Genomic DNA, 22,281 nt, shown 5'->3' with positions numbered 1-22,281 from the left:
ATCGCTGAAACCCTTACGGAATAAGGCTCTGCGCCTTTCTAAAGGGTTTTTTTCTCTTCTTACTTTCTATTGTCCTCTGTGCGGCGGCGCACGTATCCAGATCAGGCGGAAACGTAAAGTAGGTCACGGCGAGAGCAGCGCAATGCGCTCGCTGCGGTAAATCGCAAGACCATGATTCGACACACGGCGCGTGCCAGGACGCGCCTGCCGCGCTCATGCATGCTTTCCGCCGAAACATAGCTTTAACGCCCAAGCGCCCCCGCGAGGCGATAAAAAGGATTTCTATCCAATTCGATAGTTCGATCGCGTGGAGTCTCGAAGCATGTCTTCGAGGGCCCATGCACGTACGAAGCAAGGAAATCGACACTATGGCGAGCGCATACGACTCAGGTCAATCGGCAGCGGTTATTGTTGGAGCAGAGTTGAACGGACTGGGGGTAGCGCGATCGCTCGCGCAGGCCCGCGTTCCGGTTGTCGCAGTTGATACGAGGAGCCGCGCGGCGACGTGGTGCCGACACGTTCACGCGCATCAGGTAAAAAGTTTCGTTGGAAAAATATTCGTCGACGAAATGATCGAACTCGGCAAGCGGTTCGATCGTCTGCCGGTTCTGATTCTGACGGACGAAGACGCGGTGCATGCGGTATCGGAAAATCGGCTGGCTTTGTCGCACTGGTATCGATTCCGTTTGCCCGCCGACGACACCGTCAAGATGTTGTCGAGCAAGGCGCGCTTTCACGAATTCGCACAGAGCCATGGCTTTCGGGTGCCGCGCTCGGTCGTGCTCGAAAAGCTTGCCGACATCGAACGGCTGGCCGAACTGCGCTACCCGTGCGTGCTGAAACCAGATGACAAGCGCAACGTGCTGCGCGGCGAGAAAGAACGCGCGGTGCGCGTCGACACGCTGCAGCATGCACGCGATCGCGCGATCGCGATGCTGGCGACGCCAGGCGGCATCATCGCGCAGGAGTGGATCGAGGGGCCCGACAGCAACATCCACTTCACGCTGTTCTATCGCGGCGCCGACGGCAAGATGGTCAGCATGTTCACCGGCCGCAAGGTGTTGAGCTCGCCCCCGGGCGTCGGCAACACCGCCATCTGCGTGGCCGCGCCCGAAGCGCGCGGGACGCTCGAACCGCTGACGCGGCGCTTCGCCGAGGCGGCCGGTTTCGACGGCATGGGCAGCATCGAGTACAAATGGGACGACAACTACAACGAGTTCGTGATGGTCGAGCCGACGGTCGGCCGCACGGACTGGCAGGAGGAGATCGCGACGCTGTGCGGCGTCAACATTCCGCTTGCCGCGTACCGCCATGAACTCGGCCTGCCGTTACCTGTCGAGCGCCTGAGCCGGGTACCGGTCGCGTGGCGCGCGACGTTTTCCGACCGGCCGCCGCCCGAACTGCTGAGCGAGCGCACCAAAATTTTCGATGGCTATTTTCGCTGGAATGATCCGTTGCCAGCGTTGCAGCACTATGTCGTGATGAATCCGCTGCGACGCATGAAGCGCAGCTGGAAAAAAGCGATCAGGGCGCCCGAGTCGCGTCAGGCCAAAGCCTAACGCTAACGACAAAAAAGCCGTTCCCCCTGGAGACCAGCAATGTCTTTGACCGATACCATCATCATTGGCGCGGGGCCGTACGGGTCATCTCTTGCCGCGCATCTGAAGGCCGCCGGCGTGGATCACCAGATCCTCGGCGAACCGATGGGAGCGTGGCGAAACTACATGCCGCCCGGCATGCTGCTGCGCTCCGAAGCTTTTGCGTCGAGCATGCACGCGCCGCGCAGCGGCTTTACCGTCGAAGACTACTGCCGCCTCAAAGGGCTGCCTTACCGGCCGCTCGGCATGGCGCTGCCGCTCGAGACCTTCGTCGAGTACGGGCTGTGGTTCCAGTCGAATCTGGTCGGCGAAATCCAGCCAGTCGATGTACTCGCATTGCGCCGCGTCGGCGATCAGTTCCAGCTATCGCTGAGCGACGGCCGCTCGCTCGCCGCGCGCCGGGTCGTGATCGCGCTCGGCCTGAAGGGCTTCGCGCAAACTCCGCCGGCGCTGCAGGACTTGCCGCCGCAGTATGCGTCGCATTCGGAGCTGTACGGGAACCTCGAATGGGCGCGCGGCAAGGACATTGCGATCGTCGGCGGCGGGCAGTCGGCGCTCGGGCTGTCCGCGTTGCTCAACGAGCTCGGCGCACGCGCGCACGTGCTGATGCGCGAGAGCAGCGTGGTGTGGCATGAGCGGCCGCACGGCGGGCGCAACATCCTGTCGCGCATCAAGAGACCCGACGCGGGGCTCGGGCGCGGCTGGCGCTCCCTGTTCCTGTCCGAGTTTCCCGGCGTGTTCCACATGCTCGACCCGCGACGCCGCAAGCTGATCATGGAGCACACTTATGGCGCGTCCGGCGCATGGTGGCTGCACGATCGCGTGGTCGGCAAGGTACAGATCTCGCATCGCACCGTGGTGCGCTCCGCCGCGATCGAAAACGACCGCGTCGTCCTGAACGTGCTGACCGACGGCAAGGAAGCGCGCGTGAGCGCCGATCACGTGATCGCCGCGACCGGTTTCAAAACCGACATGCGGCAGCACGCGTTCCTGTCGAAAGATCTGGCCGACGCGATTTCGAATCAGGGCGGCATGCCCGACCTGAACTCGCACTACGAAACGCGCGTGCGCGGCCTCTATGTGATCGGTCCGGCGTCCGCCCACAGCTTCGGGCCCGTGATGCGCTTCGTCTATGGAACCAAGCACGCGTCGCCGACCGTGGCGCGGCACCTGATCGGCTCGTTGAAAGCGGGCTCGCGGCAACGCGCGTGGCCCGTCGTCCATGCACCCATGCCGGAGCGCTCAGGTGAATAAGACCCAAACAACGGGCGCGTCTTTCCGCTCGCGCCTCTCCGATAGCTACCGCGGACCCCGCATGAAGCGCTACAAGGCGCTCGTGAAAGAGATGCTCGCGGGCTTCGTGTTGTGGTCGGGTCTTGCGTGGTGCACGCGCAAGCTACTGTGGCGCGATCGCGTGGCCGTGCTGCTTTATCACGATCCTGATCCGGACACGCTCGACCGTCATCTGACTTATCTGAGCAAGCTGTGCGAGTTCGTGCCGTTGACCGACGTCAGCGCGCCCGGCCGCGGCCGCCCGCGCGTGGCGATCACGCTCGACGACGGCCACGCGGGCAACGCGAAGCTGTTGCCGGTGTTCATCAAGCACAAGGTGCGCCCGACGATCTTCCTGTGCAGCCGCATCGTCGGACGGCCGCGCAGTCACTGGTGGCTGCATCCGGGTTCGCTGCGCGTCGGCCATGAACGTCTGAAGCGCATGACGAACGAAGAGCGCCTCGCCGCGCTGGCGGCTGAAGGCTACCAGCAGGACGGCGACGACCGGCCGACCGGCCTGTCGATCGAACAGATGCAGGCGATGCGCGAGCACATCGACTTCCAGGCGCATACGCGCTTCCATCCGATCCTCACGCATTGCAGCGACGCTGAAAGCCAGGCCGAAATCAGCGACAGCCGCCATGAAATCGCGGCGCTGCTGCAACAGCCGTGCGAGCACTTCGCGTATCCGAACGGCAATTACGGCGAGCGCGAAGTGGAGTTCGTGCGCGCGGCGGGCTTCAAAACCGCGCGTACCTGCGACATCGGCTGGAACGATCAGCACACCGATCCGTACCGGCTGCGCACGATCATCATCGACGATGCGGCGTCGACGCTGCGCTTCGCGGCGCAATTGAGCGGCATTGCACTGTTCCTGCGCTATCTGCGCGAGGGCGGCGGCTGGCGCGGCAAGTTTCCGCAGTTTTGAACAGAGGGAGCGCCCGGACCACGCGAATGGTCCGGGCAAAGCCGTCCGGGTTCTTCGCGAGACGGCTCGAGAGGCAGACAACAGGAGGGGAACATGCAGCGCTGCAGGGTACTGGTGATCAACGATTACGCGCACATGGGCGGCGCGGAAGTGGTCTATCAACAATCGGCCGAGCTGTTGGGCACGCTGCGCGGCGTCGAGGTCGAGCGTTTCGACGATAGCCAGTTCTCCGGCCGCTCGACGATGCTGACGCGCTCCTGGAACACGACCGCCGCGCGCGCGCTCGAAAAGGCGCTGCACCGTTTCCGGCCGCATCGGCTGATGGTGCACAACTACCACAACGTGCTATCGCCTTCGATTCTCAGCGTGATCGCGCGCAACCAGCGTCAGTTCGGCTACCGCGCGTATCACACCTGCCACGACTATCACCTCGTCTACTACAACCCGTCGCTGCAGTACTTCGACAAGGACAAGCGGCCGATCATTCTGCCGCTCGACGTGTTGCGCACACGCGCGGTCTTCACGTTGCGGCCGACGCCGAAGGGCCTCGTGCACGATCTGATGACCAAGGCGTGGTGGCACGCGGTCCGCGCGGCTTATCAGCCCGCGCGCGTGTTCGACAAGATCCTGTGCCCGAGCCTGTTCATGCAGCAGGCGCTGCATCGCGTGGGCATCGAGAACACGGTGATCGTGCACAATCCGTCGGCGGTGCCGAGTGCGATGCCGATCGTCACGGTGCGCGACAAGGAGCGCTTCAACATCGCGTTCGTCGGACGGATCTCGCCGGAGAAAGGCCTGCTGCAATTTCTGACGCTTTGTGAGGCGGCGGGCTTCGAACGCATCAATAGCATCGGCGTGTATGGCGACGGGCCGGATCGCGCGGCGATCGAACAGCGCTACGCGTCGCTGATCGCCGAGCGCAAGCTGATCCTGTTCGGCACGATGCCGCAGCAGCAGCTGTTTCCCGCGATGCGCGAGTTCGCCGATGCGGTGGTCGTGCCGTCGGTGGGCGCGGAGAACGCGCCCCTCGTCGTCGTCGAGGCGGCGATGCTCGGCCTGCCGGTGCTGATTCGCGATGGCGGCAGCATGGCGGTGACAGCGGAATCGGTCGGCAACAAGATCAAGTTCAAGTTCGATCCGGGCAGTCTGAAACAGGCGCTCGGCGAATTGGCCGTTCATCTGGCCGATGAGCACAGAAAGTACGACGTCGGCGAATATCTGCCCGAGCATTACGCGCGGCGTCTGGCAGAAATCATGCACATCGGCGAAAGCTCGGCGCCCATCGCACCGTCGCGCCGGCGCGCGCGCTATGCAGATAATCCGCGTCCGGCGCCCTGAAAATAGTCGGTGCTGATTGTGGCAAACGGCGTGTATATCCGCACGGTTATCGTCGCTTTAAACATGCGTTTTTTATTGCGTGATTTGTCTGAAGCAATCCTGTAGCAATCAGCTTTTGTGTGCGCTGCCGAACGTTGTAAGGACGGGCTCTCTGAATATTATGATCGCCAAGGAAAGGCTTTTTTTCGAGCATTGAAGCGCGCGGCTCGACAGGGTAAGCGAGGGCGCGTAGCTGGCGATGATCGGCTCGATGGCCGACCAAACCGCAGACTCATCAGAACAAGAGCATGTGCAGGTCGTGAGCGTTTGCGTGGAAAAACGGCGGACGAGACGCGGCTAATCGGGGAAATATTCGCTACCGGGCCCGGCAGTCAGCTCAACCCAAACAGAATGTGGCCGCATGCGGCCACATCAGCGATACGGGGGATCCAAACGGTGGTGCGCTAAAGCTCAGCGCACGCCGTACGGATCAGAGGACTCGGGAGAGGCGTAGGTCTGGTCTGAATTCCACAAATCGCTGCCGTAGGGGTCCGCTGAGTTCTTGCCGCGGACAGGCTGCGCAACGCTTGTACGTTTCTGCTTCGGAAGGCTGTTTTTAGTTTGGGTGTACACGTTGGGCGCGACATAGCGGTTCTTTTTTGCGTACGCGAAATCCGACGGGGAGCCGTAAAGCGTCGTGGAACTGGCCGCATGAGGCGTCATCGCGTCGAGTTGCGAGTGCTTGGCGACATAACGCGGCGCATAAGCGGAAGAGGAGGCGGACACGATGCTCTGGGCGTGTCCCACCTGGGCAGTCAGTAATACCGGTAATACGGCGGCAAGAAGTTTTTTCATTTCGGTCTCCGTAAAAAAGCGAGTGGTGCGATGTTAGGGAAAAGAGCCGAGCTCGCATAGGTGCTGTTACACACAAGGTAGCCGATGTGGCGTAAATCAGCTACCCCGTCCGATCGAGGCGGTCGGCTCGACGGACACGGGCGTGACTGGATGCGGCGACGTGCCGGTCCGGGCGCCGCGAAGTAGTGGGAAACCGTCGGGACTTTGGGAGAACTCGCATGAACCAAAGCAGTGCACCATTCGATAGCCGGAACAACAACAGCGAACATCCGCCGGCAGGCTTCGCGAACTATCTGGATGCGCTGTATGACAACCGCAAGCTGATTGCCATCACGACGGCCATCGCGGTCGCGCTCGGCATCGGTTATTCGGTGTTCTCCCAACCCGTCTATCGCGCGGACATCCTGGTGCAGGTCGAGGAGAACGCGGGAACCTCGTCCAAGAGCGTGATCGGCGACGTGTCCGCGATGTTCGACGTAAAGACCGCGACGTCCGGCGAGGCCCAGGTGATCGGCTCGCGCATGGTGGTGGGCCGCGCGGTCGACAAGCTCAATCTCGACATCGAAGCGGCGCCGCGCTACTTCCCGCTGTTCGGCCGCTGGCTCGCCCGCCATTCCGATCATCTGTCGACGCCGGGACCGCACGGCTACGTGTACGGCAACGAGCGCATCACGGTGTCGAAATTCGACGTGCCGGAAGAGCTGTTCGACCGTCCGTTCGTGCTGAGGATGGGCGAGGGTTCGAGCTACGAGCTGCAATACGGCAAGCTGAAGCTCGACGGCACGGTCGGCCAGGCGCTTACCGCGACGACCAACTACGGGCCGCTCACGCTCGTCGTCGACCGGATCGACGCGAAGCCCGGCGCGACCTTCGAATTGCGGCGCCAGTCCGCGCTGACGACGACCGAAAAGCTGCGCAAGGAATTGACGATCTCCGAAAAAGGCAAGGAGTCCGACATCCTCGGCGTGTCGCTCGAGGGCAGCGATCCGAATAAGATCAGCGCGATTCTCGGGACCATCGCGGGCGAATACGTGAGCCAGAACCTGAAGCGCAAATCCGAGGAAGCGGAGCGTTCGATCCGTTTCCTCGAAATGCAGCTTCCGGAAATGCGCCAGCAGCTTTCGGATTCGGAAACGCGCTTCAACGACTTCCGCGCGAAGCATGGCACCGTCGATCTCGGCGAGGAAGCGACCAACCTGCTTCAACTGTCGGTTCAGGCGCAGACGCGGCTCGCGGAACTCCAGCAGAAGCGCAATGAACTGCTGTCGCGCTTCACCGACCAGCATCCGGCGGTGCAGTCGGTCAACGCGCAGTTGCGTGCGGCGCAACAGGAAGCGAAAGATCTCGCGAGCCGGACGCAGTCGCTGCCGCCGCTCGAACAGAACGTGCTGCGCCTGCAGCGCGACGTGCAGGTCGGCACCGAACTCGACACGTCGCTGCGCAATACGCTCGAACAGCTGAAGCTGATCAAGGCGGGCAAGGCCGGCAATGTGCGCATCGTCGACGGCGCCGTCGCGCCCGATACGCCGGTGCGGCCCAAGCCGCTCCTGATCATCATCGGCGCGATGATGCTCGGCGTGTTCGTCGGCGCGGTGATCGCGCTGGTGCGTCAGCGTCTGTTCGATGCGATCGACGATCCGTACGAAGTCGAGCTGCGCACCGGTCTGCCGGTCTACGCGAGCGTGCCGTTCAGCCGTCAGGAAGAGCGCTTCGCGCACAGCCGTCGCCGTCCGGAATCGAAGGCGCTCGTGCTCGCGGGCGAAGCGGTGATCGATCCGGCGATCGAAAGTCTGCGTGGCTTTCGCACCGCGCTCGAATTCACGATGACCAAGGCGCGCAACCATATCGTGCTGATCACGGGCCCGACGCCGGGCATCGGCAAGTCGTTCGTGTCGCTGAATCTCGCCGCAGTCATCGGTGCGACCGGCAAGCGCGTGCTGCTGGTCGACGGTGACCTGCGCCGCGGCTTCCTGCATCGGCATCTCGGCGGCGATCGCGGTCCCGGCCTGTCCGATTTGATCCAGGGCGCGTACCGCCCCGAAGAGCTGATTCGCGCGACCCGTTTCCAGGGTGTCGATTTCATCGCGAGCGGCCGCCAGGTGGCGAGCCCGAGCGACGTGCTGTCGAACGCGCGGCTCGAGTCGGTGCTGCGCCAGGTCGCGACCGGCTACGACGTCGTGCTGCTCGACGGCCCGCCGGTGCTGCTCGCCGCGGATGCGGTGCGGCTCGCGTGCGTGGCAGGCACGACGTTCTTCGTCGCGCGTCAGGGTGTGACGGGCATCGGCGAGCTGCGTGAGTCGGTCCGCCAGATGCAGAAGGTCGGCCTGCCGGTGCGCGGCGTGATCATGAACGGACTGAAGATGCGGCCGGGACGCTACAGCTACGGCTACGGACGCTATCGCTACGCGGCCTACATCTACAAACCGTACGACCGATGAACCCGGGCGCGTGGTTCGCGACGCTCCCGCGGTGCGGGGCGTAGCGCCCGAATGGACCGATCAGAAAAACCAACATAGCAATGCGAAGGGATCTTACGGCCGCGCTTGCCGAGCGCACACCGTACAGGCAAGGGACTACTCGGATGAAACAGCTATTTGTCACGCCTTTTCTGCCTCAGAAAAACGCGCCGCAAGCTGGCCACCGGTTGGCCTACGACTACCTGATCAAACTGAGCGCGGAATCGGAGCTGGACGTGCTGATCGTGTCGCGCGTGCCGGTCGACGAAAAGGACATCGAGTTCCGCGCGAACGTACGCAACGTCTATATCCAGTACGTGAGCCGGTTCGACCTGATTCCGTCGTTCCTCGCGAATCCGATGACGTTTTCACCGCGCCTGTACTCGCGCTATAAACCCGCGATCGGCAAGTTCCTTTGCGAGCTCGTCGACAGGCACCGTTACGACACGGTGCGGCTCGAGTTCTCACAATGCTTCACGTATGCACAGAACCTGCGCGAGCGTTTCCACGACGGCGTGAAGATCGTGATGTGCGCGCATGACGTGCAGATCCAGGTCATGCTGCGCATCAAGTCCATCGAAGGATGGCTGTTTACCCGGCAGACCTTCATGCTCGAACAGCGTCTGCTGAAGCTGGCCGACAAGGTGCTCGTGCTGTCGAGCAAGGACGCGCAGCTGATCAACGGCCTGTATCCCGGGGTCGGCACGGTGCAGGTCGTGCCGATCTCGCTGCCGGCGTTTCTGAAGGAAGTGCGGCGCTCCAAAGACACGATCGAGAAAGGCAACATCCTGTTCTGGGGGGCGATGCAGCGCCGCGAAAACGAAGAAGCGCTGCTCAATTTCATCGACGCGATCTTTTTGCCGCTGCGCCAGCGCGGTCTGCAACTCAAGCTGTTCGTGGTCGGCTCCGATCCGAGCGAGCGCGTGAAGCGGCTGAATAGCGACGATATCTGCGTGACCGGTTTCGTCGAAAATCCGGGCAAGTACTTCGAGTCCGCCGATATCGGCGTGGTGCCGCTGCTGTCCGGCGCAGGCGTCAAGCTGAAGACGCTCGAAATGCTCGCGGCGAAACTGCCGGTCGTGTCGACGCCGCTCGGCGCGGAAGGCGTCGAGCACGACGGCACCTTGCTCAACGTGTGCGAGATCGATGAGTTCCAGCACGTGATCGAGCGCATCTACCGCGGGGAACCGGTCAACGTCAACGCCTCCGTGGCGTATCAGGCGTGACGCCATGATCGCGACCATCGCCTATCTGCTGGCCGTCGTGCTGTGCGCATCGCGCGGCGTGCTCGAGTATCTGATCGGCAAGGACGCCGCCTATCTGATCCAGGTCGGCGGCATCGTCGGACTGCTCGTGTGGTACATCTCGCCGACGGCGATCGCCGCTTACTTCCGCGACGAAGGACGCCTGTCGTTCGGCTTGCTCGTGGGCATGCTGTTCTCGATCGGGCTGTCGATCGTCGCGACGCTCGCAGTCACCGATCAGCTCGGGCAGTCCTATCTGTTCGTCTTCATCTTCACGCTGTTCATCTATTTCTACGCGATCTCGAACTATCAAAGACGCTTCGTGCGGCCCCGCGTCGCCTATGTCGGGCTCGTGCTGATCGCGCTGATCGAGGCGGGCGTCGCGCTCGCGCAGCAGCAGAACGTCTTCCCTATCGATCTGCCCGGCGCGACTTACGGCTTCGACAACCTGCGCGCGCCGTCGCTGACCGGCAGCTATCTGCATTACCCGCTGTTCGTCGCGATTGCCGCGTCGCTGTGCGGCGTCGATTATCTGGTGCGCAAGAACGTGCTGTCGGGCCTCGCATGCGCGGTGCTCAGCTTCGCGATTTTCTCCGCGCTGTCGCGCAGCGGCATGCTGATCATTCTCGGCACGTTCGGGCTCGCGTTCGTGCAGGGACCGATCCAGTTCATCACCAGAAACGCGAAGCTGATCGTCGCCACGGTGCTTGCGACGATGGCGATCATGATCTTCGGCGTCGCGCTGAGCAGTCAGAACGATAGTGTCGTCAACGTCGGCACCGAACGGATGATCGGCGCGACCGACCTGCAATCGGACGGCAACGACGGCCGCGCCGAAGCATGGGAAAAGGCCAAGTCGCTCGTATTGCCGGTCAACGCGATCGCCGGCACCTACTTCGGGCTCGTCACGAACTCGGCGCCCGAGCCGGTGAAACAGGAGTTCGGCATCGTCGAATCGAGCGTGCTGCAGCAGATCCTGAATATCGGCCTGATGGGCGCGATCTTCTATTACGGCGTGCTGATATCGGTGACGAAACTCGTGAGCAGCGCAAGCCGCATTGCGCTGTGTGTCTGGGCCGCTTTATTTCAAACGCTCTTCTATCAATCGATCGAAGTGATTCCGTTTGTCTTCATCCTGATGACATTGCCAGTGTTCGATTACGTGGACGGACCGCGTCGAAACAACGCGTAGCGAACCGCAAGGCAGTGCATGCCAGATCGTCCGCATCGCGCGGACGAGCAGTGGGTAGTCGATAGTGCGCGCGACGAGCGCGAAGCATGGTGAACGAACTGGAAAGCCGTGTTTGGGGGTAATTCCACGAACACCTGATGCAAAGCAGGAGGTGGGGATGAACCTGAAGGGAATGTTTAGCGTGGTGATCGTCAATTACAACACGCCGAAACTGGTCGGAAATTGCGTGCGCTCCGTGCTGGAACTTTCGATTGCGGATAAGGAGGACATCGTCGTAGTGGACAACGCTTCACCGGACAATTCCTTTTCCTATCTGCGGGAGACGCTTCCGACAGGAGTGAGACTCGTCAAAACTTCGATCAATCGCGGCTTCGGAGCCGGCGTCAATTTCGGCATGGTCGGTTGTCTGCGCGAACTCGTGCTGGTGCTGAACCCGGACACCTATTTCGTCGATACATCGCTCGAAAAGGCGGTGCAGTTGTTCAACACGGAGAAGGACGTCGGCCTCGTCGGTCTCGATCTGGTCTATCCGGATGGCGAGCGGCAGTTTTCCGCGCGGCGCTTCTATTCGGTGCTCGACATACTCGGCCGGCGTTCGCCGCTCGGGCGGCTCGGCGTGTTCAAGCGCCGCATCGACATCCACATGATGCGCGAAGCATGGGCCGCGGGCACGCCGTTCGAAGCCGAGTGGGTGCTGGGCACGGGCTTCATCGTGCGGCGCGCGTTGTTCGGCGAACTCGGCGGCATGGACGAGCACTTCTTCCTCTATATGGAGGACGTCGATTTTTGCGCGCGCATCTGGCAGGCGGGCTACCGCGTGCTGTGCGTGCCGGGCGCGCGGCTCACGCACGAGCATCAGCGTGCGTCGGCAGCGGGCTTCCTCAGCAAGGCGGGACGCCGGCATATGAACAGCTTGTGGCGCTTCAGCCGCAAGTATCGTGTGCCGCTGTTCAGACCGCCAGGCGTGCAGGGCCTGATTCGCGGCGCGAAGGCGCGTGCGCTGCCGGTCCCGATGAGCGCCGTGAGCGCGCGTCCGGCGGCCGCCGAGCAGGCGCAAAGCATCACGGTCGAGTGACGCCTCGCGCCGTATCGACGTGAAAAAAGAAGGAGTAACGCAATGGGGGAGGAGTAGATGAAAACCCGGCGACAGGCGCTCAAGACGTTCCTGCTCGGCGGCCTGGCCGGGGCCAGTGCAAGTGCAGCCGATCTGGGCATCGCGCGCGCGACGGGGCACGCGCCGCGCGCGCCCGGCGCGTTCGCGACTCCGGGTAACGGCGCGGACGACGGCGCAGGCGGCATCCTGCGCGTCGCCGCGTCCGTGCCCGAGCGTGCCGCATCGGAACCGGTGGCGCCGAGCTATCTGAAGACGCTGAGCGACATCGTCGCGGGACTCGAGGTCAGCGTCGCGCGCTTCGTCGATCCGCGCAGGCTGGCGGCGATCCAGCGCGGCGCGTCCGGCTACGATGTCGGCGCCGAACTCCGCGAGGCGTTCGCGAGCGGCGCGCGCGGGCTCTATCTGCCGCGCGGCATCTGGCGTTACACCGGCGACCTGACCACCGCCAACGGTTCGAGACTGCGCGGCGACGGCGGCGGCGAATACGTAGTGATCACCGACATCGCGATGGGCGCGACCGTGCTGGAGAGACAGGACGCGGGCGGCCCGACATCGGCGGCGCTGAAGCTCGGCGACTCGGCGTTCGTCGAGCATGTGCAGGTGCGGCCCGCGCATTACGACAAGGTCATCTACTACCTCGCCAACTATCCGGCGCACACCGGCAACACGGCGATCGGCATCCACTTCGGCACGTCGGCCGGAGCGAGTCGTTGCACGGCGATCGGTTTTTCGCGCGCGGGCTACGAGCTCGGCGTCACGTCGACGCTCGAGCGCTGCTATGCGTACATGTGCGAGCGCGGCTTCTACGCGACCGAGCATACCGATGGCTCGCTGATCAACTGCATCGGCATGTTCTGCCATACGGCCGGCGCGGATATCGTCGACAACTTCTGGCAGGTGATCGGCGGACGCTGGGAATGGAACGCGCGGCATGGCGTGATTCTCGGCGCGGAGTCGCTGATCGTCGGCGCGGTGTTCGATCGCAATGGCTTTGCCGGCGTCTATATGAAGAGCGGCAACTGGGGCAAGGTGGTGAACGGCAACTACTTCTCGCGCAACGGTTGCGGCGGCGACGGCAAGATCGGGCGCTGGAAGTTCTCGACGCGCGGCCATCCGTCGTACCTCGATGTGCCGCCCGGTCAGAGCTGCCACATCCAGATCGACTACCAGCAGGGCGCGACGATCGTCGGCAATCGCTACCGTCCCGGCCAGGACGACGAGAACGCCGGCTGCGACGGCCCGCAGTTCGTGTACGGCAGTTCCACCGCGCCGGGCAGCACGCCGCTCGACGGCATCACGATTCAGGGCAATTTCGGCGATCGCGCCGGCGATTCGATCGTCGGTTACGCGAAGGCGTATCCGGGCGGCGGCGCGATCGCGGGCGGCAAGGACGCGAGCCTCGTGCATGCGCTGAATCTCGGCGTCGGCTACGAACGCGGCGGCGTCGCGGCGGCACTGCATTGCGGAAACCAGACGGTGTCGCAGGAGACGACGCGCATCTCGATCAACGTGCTGCGCTCGACCTCGGGCCGCGTGGTGTTGCGTGCGGCCACACGCGGCCATGCTCTACTCGCCGAAATCCTGTTCGCAACCGACGCAAGCGATGCCAATTACAAGACCGTGGTCAGCAATCTGATCGGCAATGCGGTGAAGAGCGCGGTGTTGAACGCAAATAGTGAAGACGATCGCTACAACAAGATCGATATCGCACTAAGTGAACCTGCTTTCGTGTCGTATTCTGTTTTTTCGACTTGAGTTTTAACTGCAAACAGGACGATTGTGTCGACGAGAAACGTCATCATCGCGCTGTATTCGGTGTATGCGCTGAACTACGTGCTGCCGCTCGTTACGTTGCCGTATCTGTCGCACGTACTTGGGCCGGCCGGGTTGGGCGTGATCGGTTACGCGCAATCGATTTCGCAGATTCTTCTCGTCATCGTCGACTTCGGCTTCGGCCTGTCGAGCGCGCGCAAGGTGGCGGTGCACATCGACAACCCGGAAGTCGTGAACCGCATCTACTGGTCGACCACGATCGGCCGCGCGATTCTCGCGTTGCTGTGCTCGCTGGTGCTGGTCGTCTGGGCGTTCGCCGCTCACATGTCGCCGCAGGAGCGCGCTGCGACGCTGCTCGGCTCGCTCGTGATCTGGGGCGGCGTGCTGACGCCCGGCTGCTTCTACGAAGGCACGCAGCGCCTGCCGGTGCTCGCGGGCACGCTGCTCGCCACGCGCGTAGGTCTGCTGATTCCGCTCTTCCTGTTCGTGAAGACTCGCGACGACGTGATGCTCGCGGCCGCGCTGCAATATGCGCCGACCTTCGTGTGCGGGTTGATCCTCATGGGCGTGCTGATCTGGAAGCGCGAGATTCTGCTGACCGTGCGGGTCCGCTGGGCCGACGTGATGGCCGAGGCGAAAGAGGCGTATCACATCTTCCTCGGCTCGGCGCTGACGTCCGTGTACATGTACGCAAACGTGATCATGCTGCGCATGATCAGCGGCCCGGGCGCGGTCGGCTATTACGTGGCGGCCGAGCGGCTCACCAACGCGCTGCGCGCGTGCACGGCGCCGGCCATCCAGGCGTTCTTTCCGAAGATCTGCGTCGCGTACGAGCGCAACGACTTCGGCTATATCCACAAGGTCAACCGCGGCTTCATGCTCGCGTTCGCGGCGTCGGCGGTGCTGATCCTGGTCGGCTTCACGGTGCTCGGGGAATGGTTCGTCGGACGTTTTCTCGGCGAGGCGTTCGGCGAGACGTTCCGCATTTTGCGCGTCCTCGTGTTCGTGCCGGCAATCGTCGGCATGACGACGACCCAGGTGATGCTGACGGTGATCGCGTCGGGCAATCAGTCGTTGCTGAAGCGGATCTATATCTACGGCGCGCTGTTCCATCTGGTGCAGGCACCGATCAGCATCTACTTCTGGGGCGGTGTCGGCACCGCGTGCTCGGTGGCCGCGACCGAACTGTTCATGCTGATCGGCGTGTACAACGTGGCGAGCCGGATCAATCACGGCCAGATCGCGGTGCGCTCGCAGACGGCGATCAAGCAGGAAATGGCGGCGGAGCGGGATTAGCCGCCGAGGCGAACGGTGCTTACTGCGCGGTGGACAGATTGGTCACTTTCGCGTTGCGCAGATACAGCACCGTCGACAGCACGACCGCCGCGGCAGCCGCGAGCGCGGCAAACAGGAACACCGAGCCGTAACCGAACTCGCCGGCGATATACCCCGCCAGCGGCCCGGTGATGCCGAGCGACAGATCGAGGAACACCGAGTACGCGGACAGTGCCGCGCCGCGGCTCGCCGGCGGCACCAGCCCGACCGCCTCGACGCCGAGCGCTGGAAACACCAGCGCGAAGCCGAAGCCGGTCAGCGCGGCGCCCGCGAGCGCGATATGCGGCTCGGGCGCGAGCCACAGCATCAACAGACCCGCGCATTCGAACGAGAACGATGCGATCGCGACGCGAAAGCCGCCGTAGGTCTTGATCGTGTTCGCGAACAGCAGGCGCGCGCCGATGAACAGCGTGCCGAACAGCGTCAGCGACAGCGCCGCGTTCGGCCAGTGCTTCGCCGCATAGAACAGCGTGATGAAGGTCGCGATCGAGCCGAAGCCGGCCGAGCCGAGCGCGAGACCCATGCCGTGCGGCAGCACGCGCGTGAACACGCTGCGATACGACATCCGCTCGCCGTGCACGACCGGCACGGGCGCGATCAGACGCGCGAGGTAATAGCCGAGCCCCGCGAGCGCGATCACCAGAATGCCGAGCGCGGTGAAGCCGATCGAGCGCGAGATCATCACGCCGAGCGGCGCGCCGATCGCGAGCGCCGTAGGTCGCGATGCCGTTCCACGAAATGACCCGGGCGTTGTTCGACGTGCCGACCCGGCCGATCCCCCACAGGATTGCGCCGGTGCCGCACAGACTCTCGCCGAAACCGAGCACGAGGCGGCTGCACACCAGCAGCGCGAGGCTCAGCACCGGCCACTGACCGGCCAGCGCGGCGAGCAACAGCAGCACGCCGCTCGCGCCGCAGCCGAGCAGACCGATCGATACCGTGCGCTTCGGCCCGAGCGTGTCGGCCGAACGGCCCGCGAGCGGCCGCGACGCGAGTGTCGCGAGGTACTGCACGCTGATCGCCGCGCCGGCCAGCACCGCGCTGTAGCCGAGGTCGCCGTGCACGTAGCCGGGCAACACCGCGAGCGGAATTCCGATCGCGAGGTAGCAAAGGAAGGTGAAAAAGACGACTGGAATGATCTGCAGGGTCGTCGCAAATTCGCTGCGGGCGGGCGCGGAGTCGGTGGACATCGGGAAAACGAGACTTGAAATCGGCGAAGAGCCGTGATTCTCCCATGGAACCGATTCCCTTGCAGGGCTTGCTTAAAAAATGGGACGAATAAATGGCGGGTCGCGACTTGGTAAAGGTCCGGTTTCGCGCGGCTTGCCGGGATAAGACATGTCATTTCACCTGCAAAACATCTAAAAAAACGGCAAAAACGTCGGATCAACATAAGCGTTGCCACGCGCAAATCCATCTCCATATCGCGCGACGAATATGTCCCCCATGCGATTCAGGCTATGGGTTGCGTTTATTGACGGTGATAGCTTTCAAACCATCGACGCGGCGGGTCCGCGCGAACACAGAACAGACGAGAGCATCGAGACATGACTGAGCCGATTCGCTTCTATCACCGCAACGCGATCCGCGAAATCCAGGACGCGCCCATCACCCGCACGGTGCTGCAGTATCTGCGCGAGGACGCGCATTGCACCGGCACCAAGGAAGGCTGCGCCGAGGGTGACTGCGGCGCCTGCACCGTCGTGATCGGCGAGCGCAACGCGGCGGGCGGCGTCGACTTCAAGGCGGTCAACGCCTGCATCCAGTTCGTGCCGACGCTCGACGGCCGCGCGCTCTTCACGGTCGAAGACCTGCGCCAGCCGGACGGCTCGCTGCATCCGGTGCAGCAAGCGATGGTCGATTGTCACGGCTCGCAGTGCGGCTTCTGCACGCCGGGCTTCATCATGTCGATGTGGGCGCTCTACGAGAAGCACGGCCACGAGCATGGCTGCGCGAACCGCACGGTGCCGTCGCGCGAGGCGATCGGCAATGCGCTGACCGGCAACCTTTGCCGCTGCACCGGTTACCGGCCGATCGTCGATGCGGCCGAGCGCATGTTCGACGCGCCCGCGCCGACAGCGCCGCTCGACGTGAAGGCGCTCGCCGGCACGCTCGCGACGCTCGAGCGCCGCGACACGTTCGAGTACGAGCACATGGGCCAGCGGTTCGCCGCGCCGCGCACGGTCGCGGCGCTCGCGCAGATCAAGGAGCAGGAACCGGCCACGCGCATCCTCGCGGGCAGCACCGATATCGGCCTGTGGGTCACCAAGCAGATGCGCGAACTCGGCAACCTCGTCTACGTCGGGCAGATCGCCGAGCTGCAAAAGCTCGAAACCAATGACGACTGGATCGAGATCGGCGCCGGCGTCAGCGTCGAAAGAGCGTACGCCGAGATCGCGAAGCAGTATCCGGAGCTTACCGAAATGTGGCAGCGCTTCGCGTCGCTGCCGATCCGCAACGCCGGCACGCTCGGCGGCAACATCGCGAACGGCTCGCCGATCGGCGATTCGATGCCCGGGCTGATCGCGCTCGGCGCGCGCGTGATCGTGCGCGGCGGCGACATCGAGCGCGACATGCCGCTCGAAGACCTGTACCTCGCATATCAGAAGAAGGACATGGCTGAGCACGAGTTGGTCGTCGGCCTGAAGGTGCCCGCGCGCGGCGGCGCGCGCAAGAACCTGCGCTTTCGCACCTACAAGCTGTCGAAGCGTTTCGACTCGGATATCTCGGCCGTGTGCGCGGCGTTCTCGTTCGTCGCCGACGGCGACGTGATCCGCGAGCCGCGTATCGCGTTCGGCGGCATGGCCGCGACGCCGAAGCGCGCGCTCAATGCCGAAGCCGTGCTGCGCGATGCTGATTGGCACGAGGCGACCGCACAGGCCGCGATGCTCGCGCTCGGCAACGACTACGCGCCGCTCACCGACATGCGCGCGACCAGCGACTACCGCCTCGAAGCGGCGAAGAACACGCTGTACCGCTTCTGGCTCGAAACGCGCGCGCGGGAGCCGCTGCCGAAGAGCGCACTCGATGTGCGCGCGGTCGCGCCGGCCGGCGCGAGCATTTGAGCGCCGCGCGTCCACGGATACGGAGAACCCAACAATGAACCAGCAAGCCGAACCGTTCCTGAAAGAGCTTCAGGATCTCGACGACTTCACCCAGGTGCACGTGTCGCGTCCGCACGAGTCCGCGCATCTGCACGTGAGCGGCCGCGCGACCTACACCGACGATATCCCCGAACTCGCGGGCACGCTGCACGCGGCGCTGGGGCTGTCGTCGAAGGCGCACGCGAAGATCGTGTCGATCGCACTCGACCAGGTGCGCGCGTCGCCCGGCGTGGTCGCGGTCTTCACCGCCGACGACATCCCCGGCGTCAACGACGTTGCCCCGATCGTTCATGGCGACGATCCGATCCTCGCCGACGGCGTCGTGCAATACGTCGGCCAGCCGATGTTCATCGTGGTCGCGAGCTCGCACGAAGCGGCGCGGCTCGGCGCGCGGCGCGCCGAGGTGGTCTACGAGGAACTGCCGGCGGTACTGACCGCGCAGCAGGCGCGCGCCGCGAACCAGTACGTGCTGCCGCCGATGAAGCTCGCGCGCGGCGACGCCGGCACGAAGATCGCGCGCGCCGCGCATCGCGAGGCCGGTGCGATGCTGCTCGGCGGCCAGGAGCAGTTCTATCTGGAAGGGCAGATCTCGTACGCGGTGCCGAAAGATGACGACGGCATGCACGTCTACTGCTCGACCCAGCATCCGACCGAAATGCAGCACCTCGTCGCGCACACGTTGGGCGTTGCATCACATAACGTGTTGATCGAATGCCGGCGCATGGGCGGCGGGTTCGGCGGCAAGGAATCGCAGTCAGCGCTATTTGCCTGCTGCGCCGCGCTCGCCGCATGGAAGCTGCTGTGCCCAGTGAAGCTGCGCCCCGATCGCGACGACGACATGATGGTGACCGGCAAGCGCCACGATTTCCACTACACGTACGAAGTCGGCTACGCCGACGACGGCGTAATCGAAGGCGTCGCCGTCGACATGACCTCGCGCTGCGGCTTTTCCGCGGACCTGTCGGGCCCGGTGATGACGCGCGCGCTGTGCCACTTCGACAACGCGTACTGGCTGTCGGATGTATCGATCGACGGCTTCTGCGGCAAGACCAACACGCAGTCGAACACCGCGTTTCGCGGCTTCGGCGGCCCGCAGGGCGCATTCGCGATCGAGTACATCCTCGACAACGTCGCGCGCTCGTGCGGCATGGATTCGCTCGACGTGCGCCGCCGCAATCTGTACGGCAAGACCGAACGCAATCAGACGCCGTACGGCCAGGTGGTCGAAGACAACGTGATTCACGAACTGATCGACGAACTCGAAGCGACCAGCGACTATCGCGCGCGCCGCAAGGAGATCGACGCATTCAACGCGAACAACGAGATCCTGAAGAAAGGCCTCGCGCTGACGCCGGTCAAGTTCGGCATCGCGTTCAACGTCACGCACTTCAACCAGGCCGGCGCGCTCGTGCATATCTACACCGACGGCTCGGTGCTCGTGAATCACGGCGGCACCGAAATGGGCCAGGGGCTGAACACCAAGGTCGCGCAGGTCGTCGCGCATGAACTCGGGGTCGGCTTCAAGCGCATTCGCGTGAGTGCGACCGATACGAGCAAGGTCGCCAATACGTCGGCGACGGCCGCGTCGACCGGCTCCGACCTGAACGGCAAGGCCGCGCAGGACGCCGCGCGCCAGCTGCGCGAGCGGCTCGCCGCTTTCGCGGCCGAACGCTACGGCGCGGGCAGCGTGAACGCGCGCGACGTGCGCTTCGCGCATGATCGCGTGGTGGTCGGCGAGGTCGCCGTGCCGTTCGAGGAAGTGATCGCGAAGGCGTATCTCGCGCGCATCCAGCTGTGGTCCGACGGTTTCTACGCGACACCGAAGCTCTACTGGGATCAGTCGAAGCTGCAAGGCCGGCCGTTCTATTACTACTCGTATGGCGCGGCGGTATCGGAAGTCGTGATCGACACGCTGACCGGCGAAATGCGCGTGCTGCGCGCCGATGCGCTGCACGACGTCGGCGCATCGCTGAATCCGGCGCTCGACGTCGGCCAGGTGGAAGGCGCGTTCATCCAGGGCATGGGCTGGCTCACCACGGAAGAACTGTGGTGGAACGCGGGCGGCAAGCTGATGACGCACGCGCCGTCGACGTACAAGATTCCGACCGTCAACGACGTGCCGCCGGTCTTCAACGTGAAGCTGTTCAAGAACCGCAACGTGGAGGACAGCATCCATCGTTCGAAGGCGACCGGCGAGCCGCCTCTGCTGCTGCCGTTCTCGGTGTTCTTCGCGGTGCGCGACGCAGTGTCGGCGGTGGGCGGCCACCGGGTCAATCCGCCGCTCAATGCGCCCGCGACCAGCGAGGAAATCCTGAAGGCGGTCGGCGCGGTGCGCGCCGCGACCACGGCCGCGCGGCAGGCTTGATGCGAATGGCGGACGAGCGGGAGCGCGATATGGAAGTACGCCTGAACAATTCTCTGAACGGCACCGGCGCCAGTGACGACCGCGCGCCGGTGCGGATCGGCCGGCGTAGCGTCGCATCCGAAATGGCACCGCGGCCCGCGCCGATGCATATCGTGCTGTTCGGCGCGGGACATGTCGGCCATGCGCTCGTGCAATTGCTCGGCAGCCTGCCGTGCGTGGTCCAGTGGGTCGACGAGCGCGACGAGCTGTTCCCCGACGAAACGCCGCCCAACGTGCAGGTCGAAGCGACCGACACGCCCGATGCGATCGTCGACGCGGCGCCGCCCGGCGCGTGGTTTCTGGTGATGACGCACAACCATGCGCTCGATTTTTCGCTGGCCGCGCGCATCATGCGACGGCGCGATTTTAGCTATTTCGGCATGATCGGCTCGAAGACGAAGCGCGTGAAATTCGAGCGGCGTCTGCTCGAACGAGGCGTGGAGCTGGAGCGGCTCGCGGACATGACGTGCCCGATCGGCGTCGAGGGCATCGTCGACAAGGCGCCCGCCGCGATCGCGATTGCGGTGTGCGCCCAACTGCTGCGATTGAGGGCACAACGGGCCGCGAGCCAGATCCGCGCAACGGAGCAGATCATGGCTTAGGCCACACGGCGCAACGGGCTTGCGCGAGTGTTCGAGGGGGACGGGGCTCATGCGCCGTCCCCCTTCTTCATTTGCCGCTGGACACTCGTTGTTGGCCCCGCTGCGGCGTCTTCACGCGCGGCGCTTTGCGCGCGACCAGCTCACTCGACACCTCGGACATCAACGTCCTCAGCCAGCCGACATCGCTCGGCCGATCCGGCTGCGGATGCCACAACTGATAGCAGCGGATGCGCGGAAACGCGATCGGCACATCGACGACCGCAAGCGGCAGCATGCTCGCGTAATGCATCGCGAAGCGCCGCGTGGTCGTGAAGATCAGATCGGATTGCAGCAGCGTCTGCGCGACGAGCCCGAAGTAGGGCAGCGTCGCGACGATGCGCCGGCTCGCCTTCGCGCGCGCGAAGCCGATATCGATCGCCCCGCCGCGCGTGCCGCTGTACGGGGTCGGCGCCAGATGCGGCGCGGCCAGATAGGCGTCGCGCGTGAGCGGCTCGCGGGTCAGCGGATGGTCCGCGCGCATCATGCACACGACGGTATCGGCGAACAGGTCGCTGCGCTCGAAGCGCGGATCGGGCTTCGGCCAGTTGCCGATCACGAGATCGAGTTCGCCGGCGTCGAGCGCGGCCGAATGATCGAGCAGCGGCCCCAGCGACTCGATTTCGAGCCGCGCATGCGGCGCCGCCTCGCGAAATCGCGCGATCACGGTCGGCATGAAGAAGTCGTTCAGATAGTCGGGCGCGGCGACGCGAAACGTGCGGCGCGAGCGGCCCGGGTCGAAATCGCCGTGCGGCGTCGCGACGAAATCGACATCGCGCAGCACGCGCTGCGCGGCCGCGAGCAGCGACTCGCCGTATTCGGTCGGCACCATGCCCGACTTGCCGCGCACCAGAATCGGATCGCCGAGCGTATCGCGCAGCTTGCGCAGCGCGGTGCTGATCGCGGGCTGGGTCTGGTTCAGCCGCATCGCGGTCTGCGTGACGCTGCGCTCGACGAGCAGCGTGCGCAGCACGCGCACGAGCCAGATATCGAGTGAGGCGGCGGTGTCGTCCATGGTCGAAGCGTGGTGACGCGGGCGCCGCCGATCGGC

At 64.3% G+C, this 22,281-nt stretch carries 15 protein-coding genes and 1 pseudogene; 13 read left to right on the top strand and 3 right to left on the bottom strand.

Features of this window, described 5'->3' with window-relative positions; translation table 11 throughout:
• Positions 1-569: 569 nt before the first annotated feature.
• The 4 genes from QFZ94_RS27485 (at position 570) to QFZ94_RS27470 (ending at position 5,136) form a co-directional block, all read left to right on the top strand.
• The gene (locus QFZ94_RS27485; protein ID WP_368585390.1) at positions 570-1,559 is read left to right on the top strand and encodes a carboxylate--amine ligase; all 990 of its coding nucleotides are present in this window, start codon (positions 570-572) and stop codon (positions 1,557-1,559) included.
• 39 nt (positions 1,560-1,598) lie between these two features.
• Positions 1,599-2,852, top strand: coding sequence for an FAD-dependent oxidoreductase (locus QFZ94_RS27480; protein WP_410851297.1), 1,254 nt, complete (start codon positions 1,599-1,601; stop codon positions 2,850-2,852).
• A 61-nt stretch (positions 2,853-2,913) separates the two neighbouring features.
• Complete coding sequence (locus QFZ94_RS27475) at positions 2,914-3,798, top strand: polysaccharide deacetylase family protein (protein ID WP_429460797.1); 885 nt, start codon at positions 2,914-2,916, stop codon at positions 3,796-3,798.
• Between the two features lie 93 nt (positions 3,799-3,891).
• Complete coding sequence (locus tag QFZ94_RS27470; protein ID WP_410851299.1) at positions 3,892-5,136, top strand: glycosyltransferase; 1,245 nt, start codon at positions 3,892-3,894, stop codon at positions 5,134-5,136.
• Positions 5,137-5,586: 450 nt separating this feature from the next.
• Here QFZ94_RS27470 and QFZ94_RS27465 read toward each other — a convergent pair whose 3' ends face one another.
• Positions 5,587-5,970 carry a hypothetical protein gene (locus QFZ94_RS27465; protein WP_429460794.1) on the bottom strand — a complete coding sequence of 128 codons (384 nt, stop codon included), beginning with the start codon at positions 5,968-5,970 and terminating at the stop codon, positions 5,587-5,589.
• A 218-nt stretch (positions 5,971-6,188) separates the two neighbouring features.
• Here QFZ94_RS27465 and QFZ94_RS27460 point away from each other — a divergent pair, with 218 nt between their 5' ends.
• The 6 genes from QFZ94_RS27460 (at position 6,189) to QFZ94_RS27435 (ending at position 15,045) form a co-directional block, all read left to right on the top strand.
• Positions 6,189-8,408 (top strand): GNVR domain-containing protein, encoded by a 2,220-nt coding sequence (locus QFZ94_RS27460; RefSeq protein WP_368585385.1) that lies wholly within the window; start codon positions 6,189-6,191, stop codon positions 8,406-8,408.
• 143 nt (positions 8,409-8,551) lie between these two features.
• Positions 8,552-9,652, top strand: coding sequence for a glycosyltransferase (locus QFZ94_RS27455; protein ID WP_429460791.1), 1,101 nt, complete (start codon positions 8,552-8,554; stop codon positions 9,650-9,652).
• A 4-nt stretch (positions 9,653-9,656) separates the two neighbouring features.
• Positions 9,657-10,862 carry a hypothetical protein gene (locus tag QFZ94_RS27450; protein WP_429460789.1) on the top strand — a complete coding sequence of 402 codons (1,206 nt, stop codon included), beginning with the start codon at positions 9,657-9,659 and terminating at the stop codon, positions 10,860-10,862.
• A gap of 157 nt (positions 10,863-11,019) precedes the next feature.
• On the top strand, positions 11,020-11,937 hold the full coding sequence (locus QFZ94_RS27445) for a glycosyltransferase family 2 protein (protein ID WP_429460787.1): 918 nt from the start codon (positions 11,020-11,022) through the stop codon (positions 11,935-11,937).
• A gap of 57 nt (positions 11,938-11,994) precedes the next feature.
• Complete coding sequence (locus QFZ94_RS27440) at positions 11,995-13,731, top strand: hypothetical protein (RefSeq protein WP_429460785.1); 1,737 nt, start codon at positions 11,995-11,997, stop codon at positions 13,729-13,731.
• Between the two features lie 24 nt (positions 13,732-13,755).
• A complete protein-coding gene (locus QFZ94_RS27435) occupies positions 13,756-15,045 on the top strand; it encodes an oligosaccharide flippase family protein (RefSeq protein WP_410851305.1) in 1,290 nt (429 codons plus the stop codon).
• Between the two features lie 19 nt (positions 15,046-15,064).
• On the opposite strand, the pseudogene QFZ94_RS27430 reads toward QFZ94_RS27435, so the two are convergent.
• A pseudogene (locus QFZ94_RS27430) lies at positions 15,065-16,274 on the bottom strand (MFS transporter).
• 357 nt (positions 16,275-16,631) lie between these two features.
• Between QFZ94_RS27430 and xdhA the strand changes: the two are divergent.
• Genes xdhA through xdhC form a run of 3 tightly spaced genes read left to right on the top strand, consistent with a single transcriptional unit; the run spans position 16,632 to position 21,194 of the window.
• Entirely contained in the window at positions 16,632-18,149 is a 1,518-nt protein-coding gene (xdhA, locus tag QFZ94_RS27425) for a xanthine dehydrogenase small subunit (protein WP_429460783.1), read from the top strand.
• 34 nt (positions 18,150-18,183) lie between these two features.
• Positions 18,184-20,553, top strand: coding sequence for a xanthine dehydrogenase molybdopterin binding subunit (gene xdhB / locus QFZ94_RS27420; RefSeq protein ID WP_429460781.1), 2,370 nt, complete (start codon positions 18,184-18,186; stop codon positions 20,551-20,553).
• 29 nt (positions 20,554-20,582) lie between these two features.
• Positions 20,583-21,194, top strand: a complete 612-nt coding sequence (gene xdhC / locus QFZ94_RS27415) for a xanthine dehydrogenase accessory protein XdhC (RefSeq protein ID WP_368585376.1) — start codon at positions 20,583-20,585, stop codon at positions 21,192-21,194.
• 67 nt (positions 21,195-21,261) lie between these two features.
• Here xdhC and QFZ94_RS27410 read toward each other — a convergent pair whose 3' ends face one another.
• Positions 21,262-22,245, bottom strand: coding sequence for a LysR substrate-binding domain-containing protein (locus QFZ94_RS27410; RefSeq protein ID WP_429460778.1), 984 nt, complete (start codon positions 22,243-22,245; stop codon positions 21,262-21,264).
• Positions 22,246-22,281: the final 36 nt, after the last annotated feature.

The sequence above is a fragment of the Paraburkholderia sp. JPY465 genome, assembly GCF_050436725.1.
Taxonomy (GTDB): Bacteria; Pseudomonadota; Gammaproteobacteria; order Burkholderiales; family Burkholderiaceae; genus Paraburkholderia; species Paraburkholderia youngii.
Note: the sequence above shows the minus strand (reverse complement) of the source record. Positions and strands in the feature narration are given on the sequence as shown.

Bases quoted from the DNA above. Each gene is read 5' to 3' on its own strand.
- QFZ94_RS27485 (WP_368585390.1), top strand. From the start codon at position 570: ATGATCGAACTCGGCAAGCGGTTCGATCGTCTGCCGGTTCTGATTCTG.
- QFZ94_RS27480 (WP_410851297.1), top strand. From the start codon at position 1,599: ATGTCTTTGACCGATACCATCATCATTGGCGCGGGGCCGTACGGGTCA.
- QFZ94_RS27475 (WP_429460797.1), top strand. From the start codon at position 2,914: ATGAAGCGCTACAAGGCGCTCGTGAAAGAGATGCTCGCGGGCTTCGTG.
- QFZ94_RS27470 (WP_410851299.1), top strand. From the start codon at position 3,892: ATGCAGCGCTGCAGGGTACTGGTGATCAACGATTACGCGCACATGGGC.
- QFZ94_RS27465 (WP_429460794.1), bottom strand. From the start codon at position 5,970: ATGAAAAAACTTCTTGCCGCCGTATTACCGGTATTACTGACTGCCCAG.
- QFZ94_RS27460 (WP_368585385.1), top strand. From the start codon at position 6,189: ATGAACCAAAGCAGTGCACCATTCGATAGCCGGAACAACAACAGCGAA.
- QFZ94_RS27455 (WP_429460791.1), top strand. From the start codon at position 8,552: ATGAAACAGCTATTTGTCACGCCTTTTCTGCCTCAGAAAAACGCGCCG.
- QFZ94_RS27450 (WP_429460789.1), top strand. From the start codon at position 9,657: ATGATCGCGACCATCGCCTATCTGCTGGCCGTCGTGCTGTGCGCATCG.
- QFZ94_RS27445 (WP_429460787.1), top strand. From the start codon at position 11,020: ATGAACCTGAAGGGAATGTTTAGCGTGGTGATCGTCAATTACAACACG.
- QFZ94_RS27440 (WP_429460785.1), top strand. From the start codon at position 11,995: ATGAAAACCCGGCGACAGGCGCTCAAGACGTTCCTGCTCGGCGGCCTG.
- xdhA (WP_429460783.1), top strand. From the start codon at position 16,632: ATGACTGAGCCGATTCGCTTCTATCACCGCAACGCGATCCGCGAAATC.
- xdhB (WP_429460781.1), top strand. From the start codon at position 18,184: ATGAACCAGCAAGCCGAACCGTTCCTGAAAGAGCTTCAGGATCTCGAC.
- xdhC (WP_368585376.1), top strand. From the start codon at position 20,583: ATGGAAGTACGCCTGAACAATTCTCTGAACGGCACCGGCGCCAGTGAC.
- QFZ94_RS27410 (WP_429460778.1), bottom strand. From the start codon at position 22,245: ATGGACGACACCGCCGCCTCACTCGATATCTGGCTCGTGCGCGTGCTG.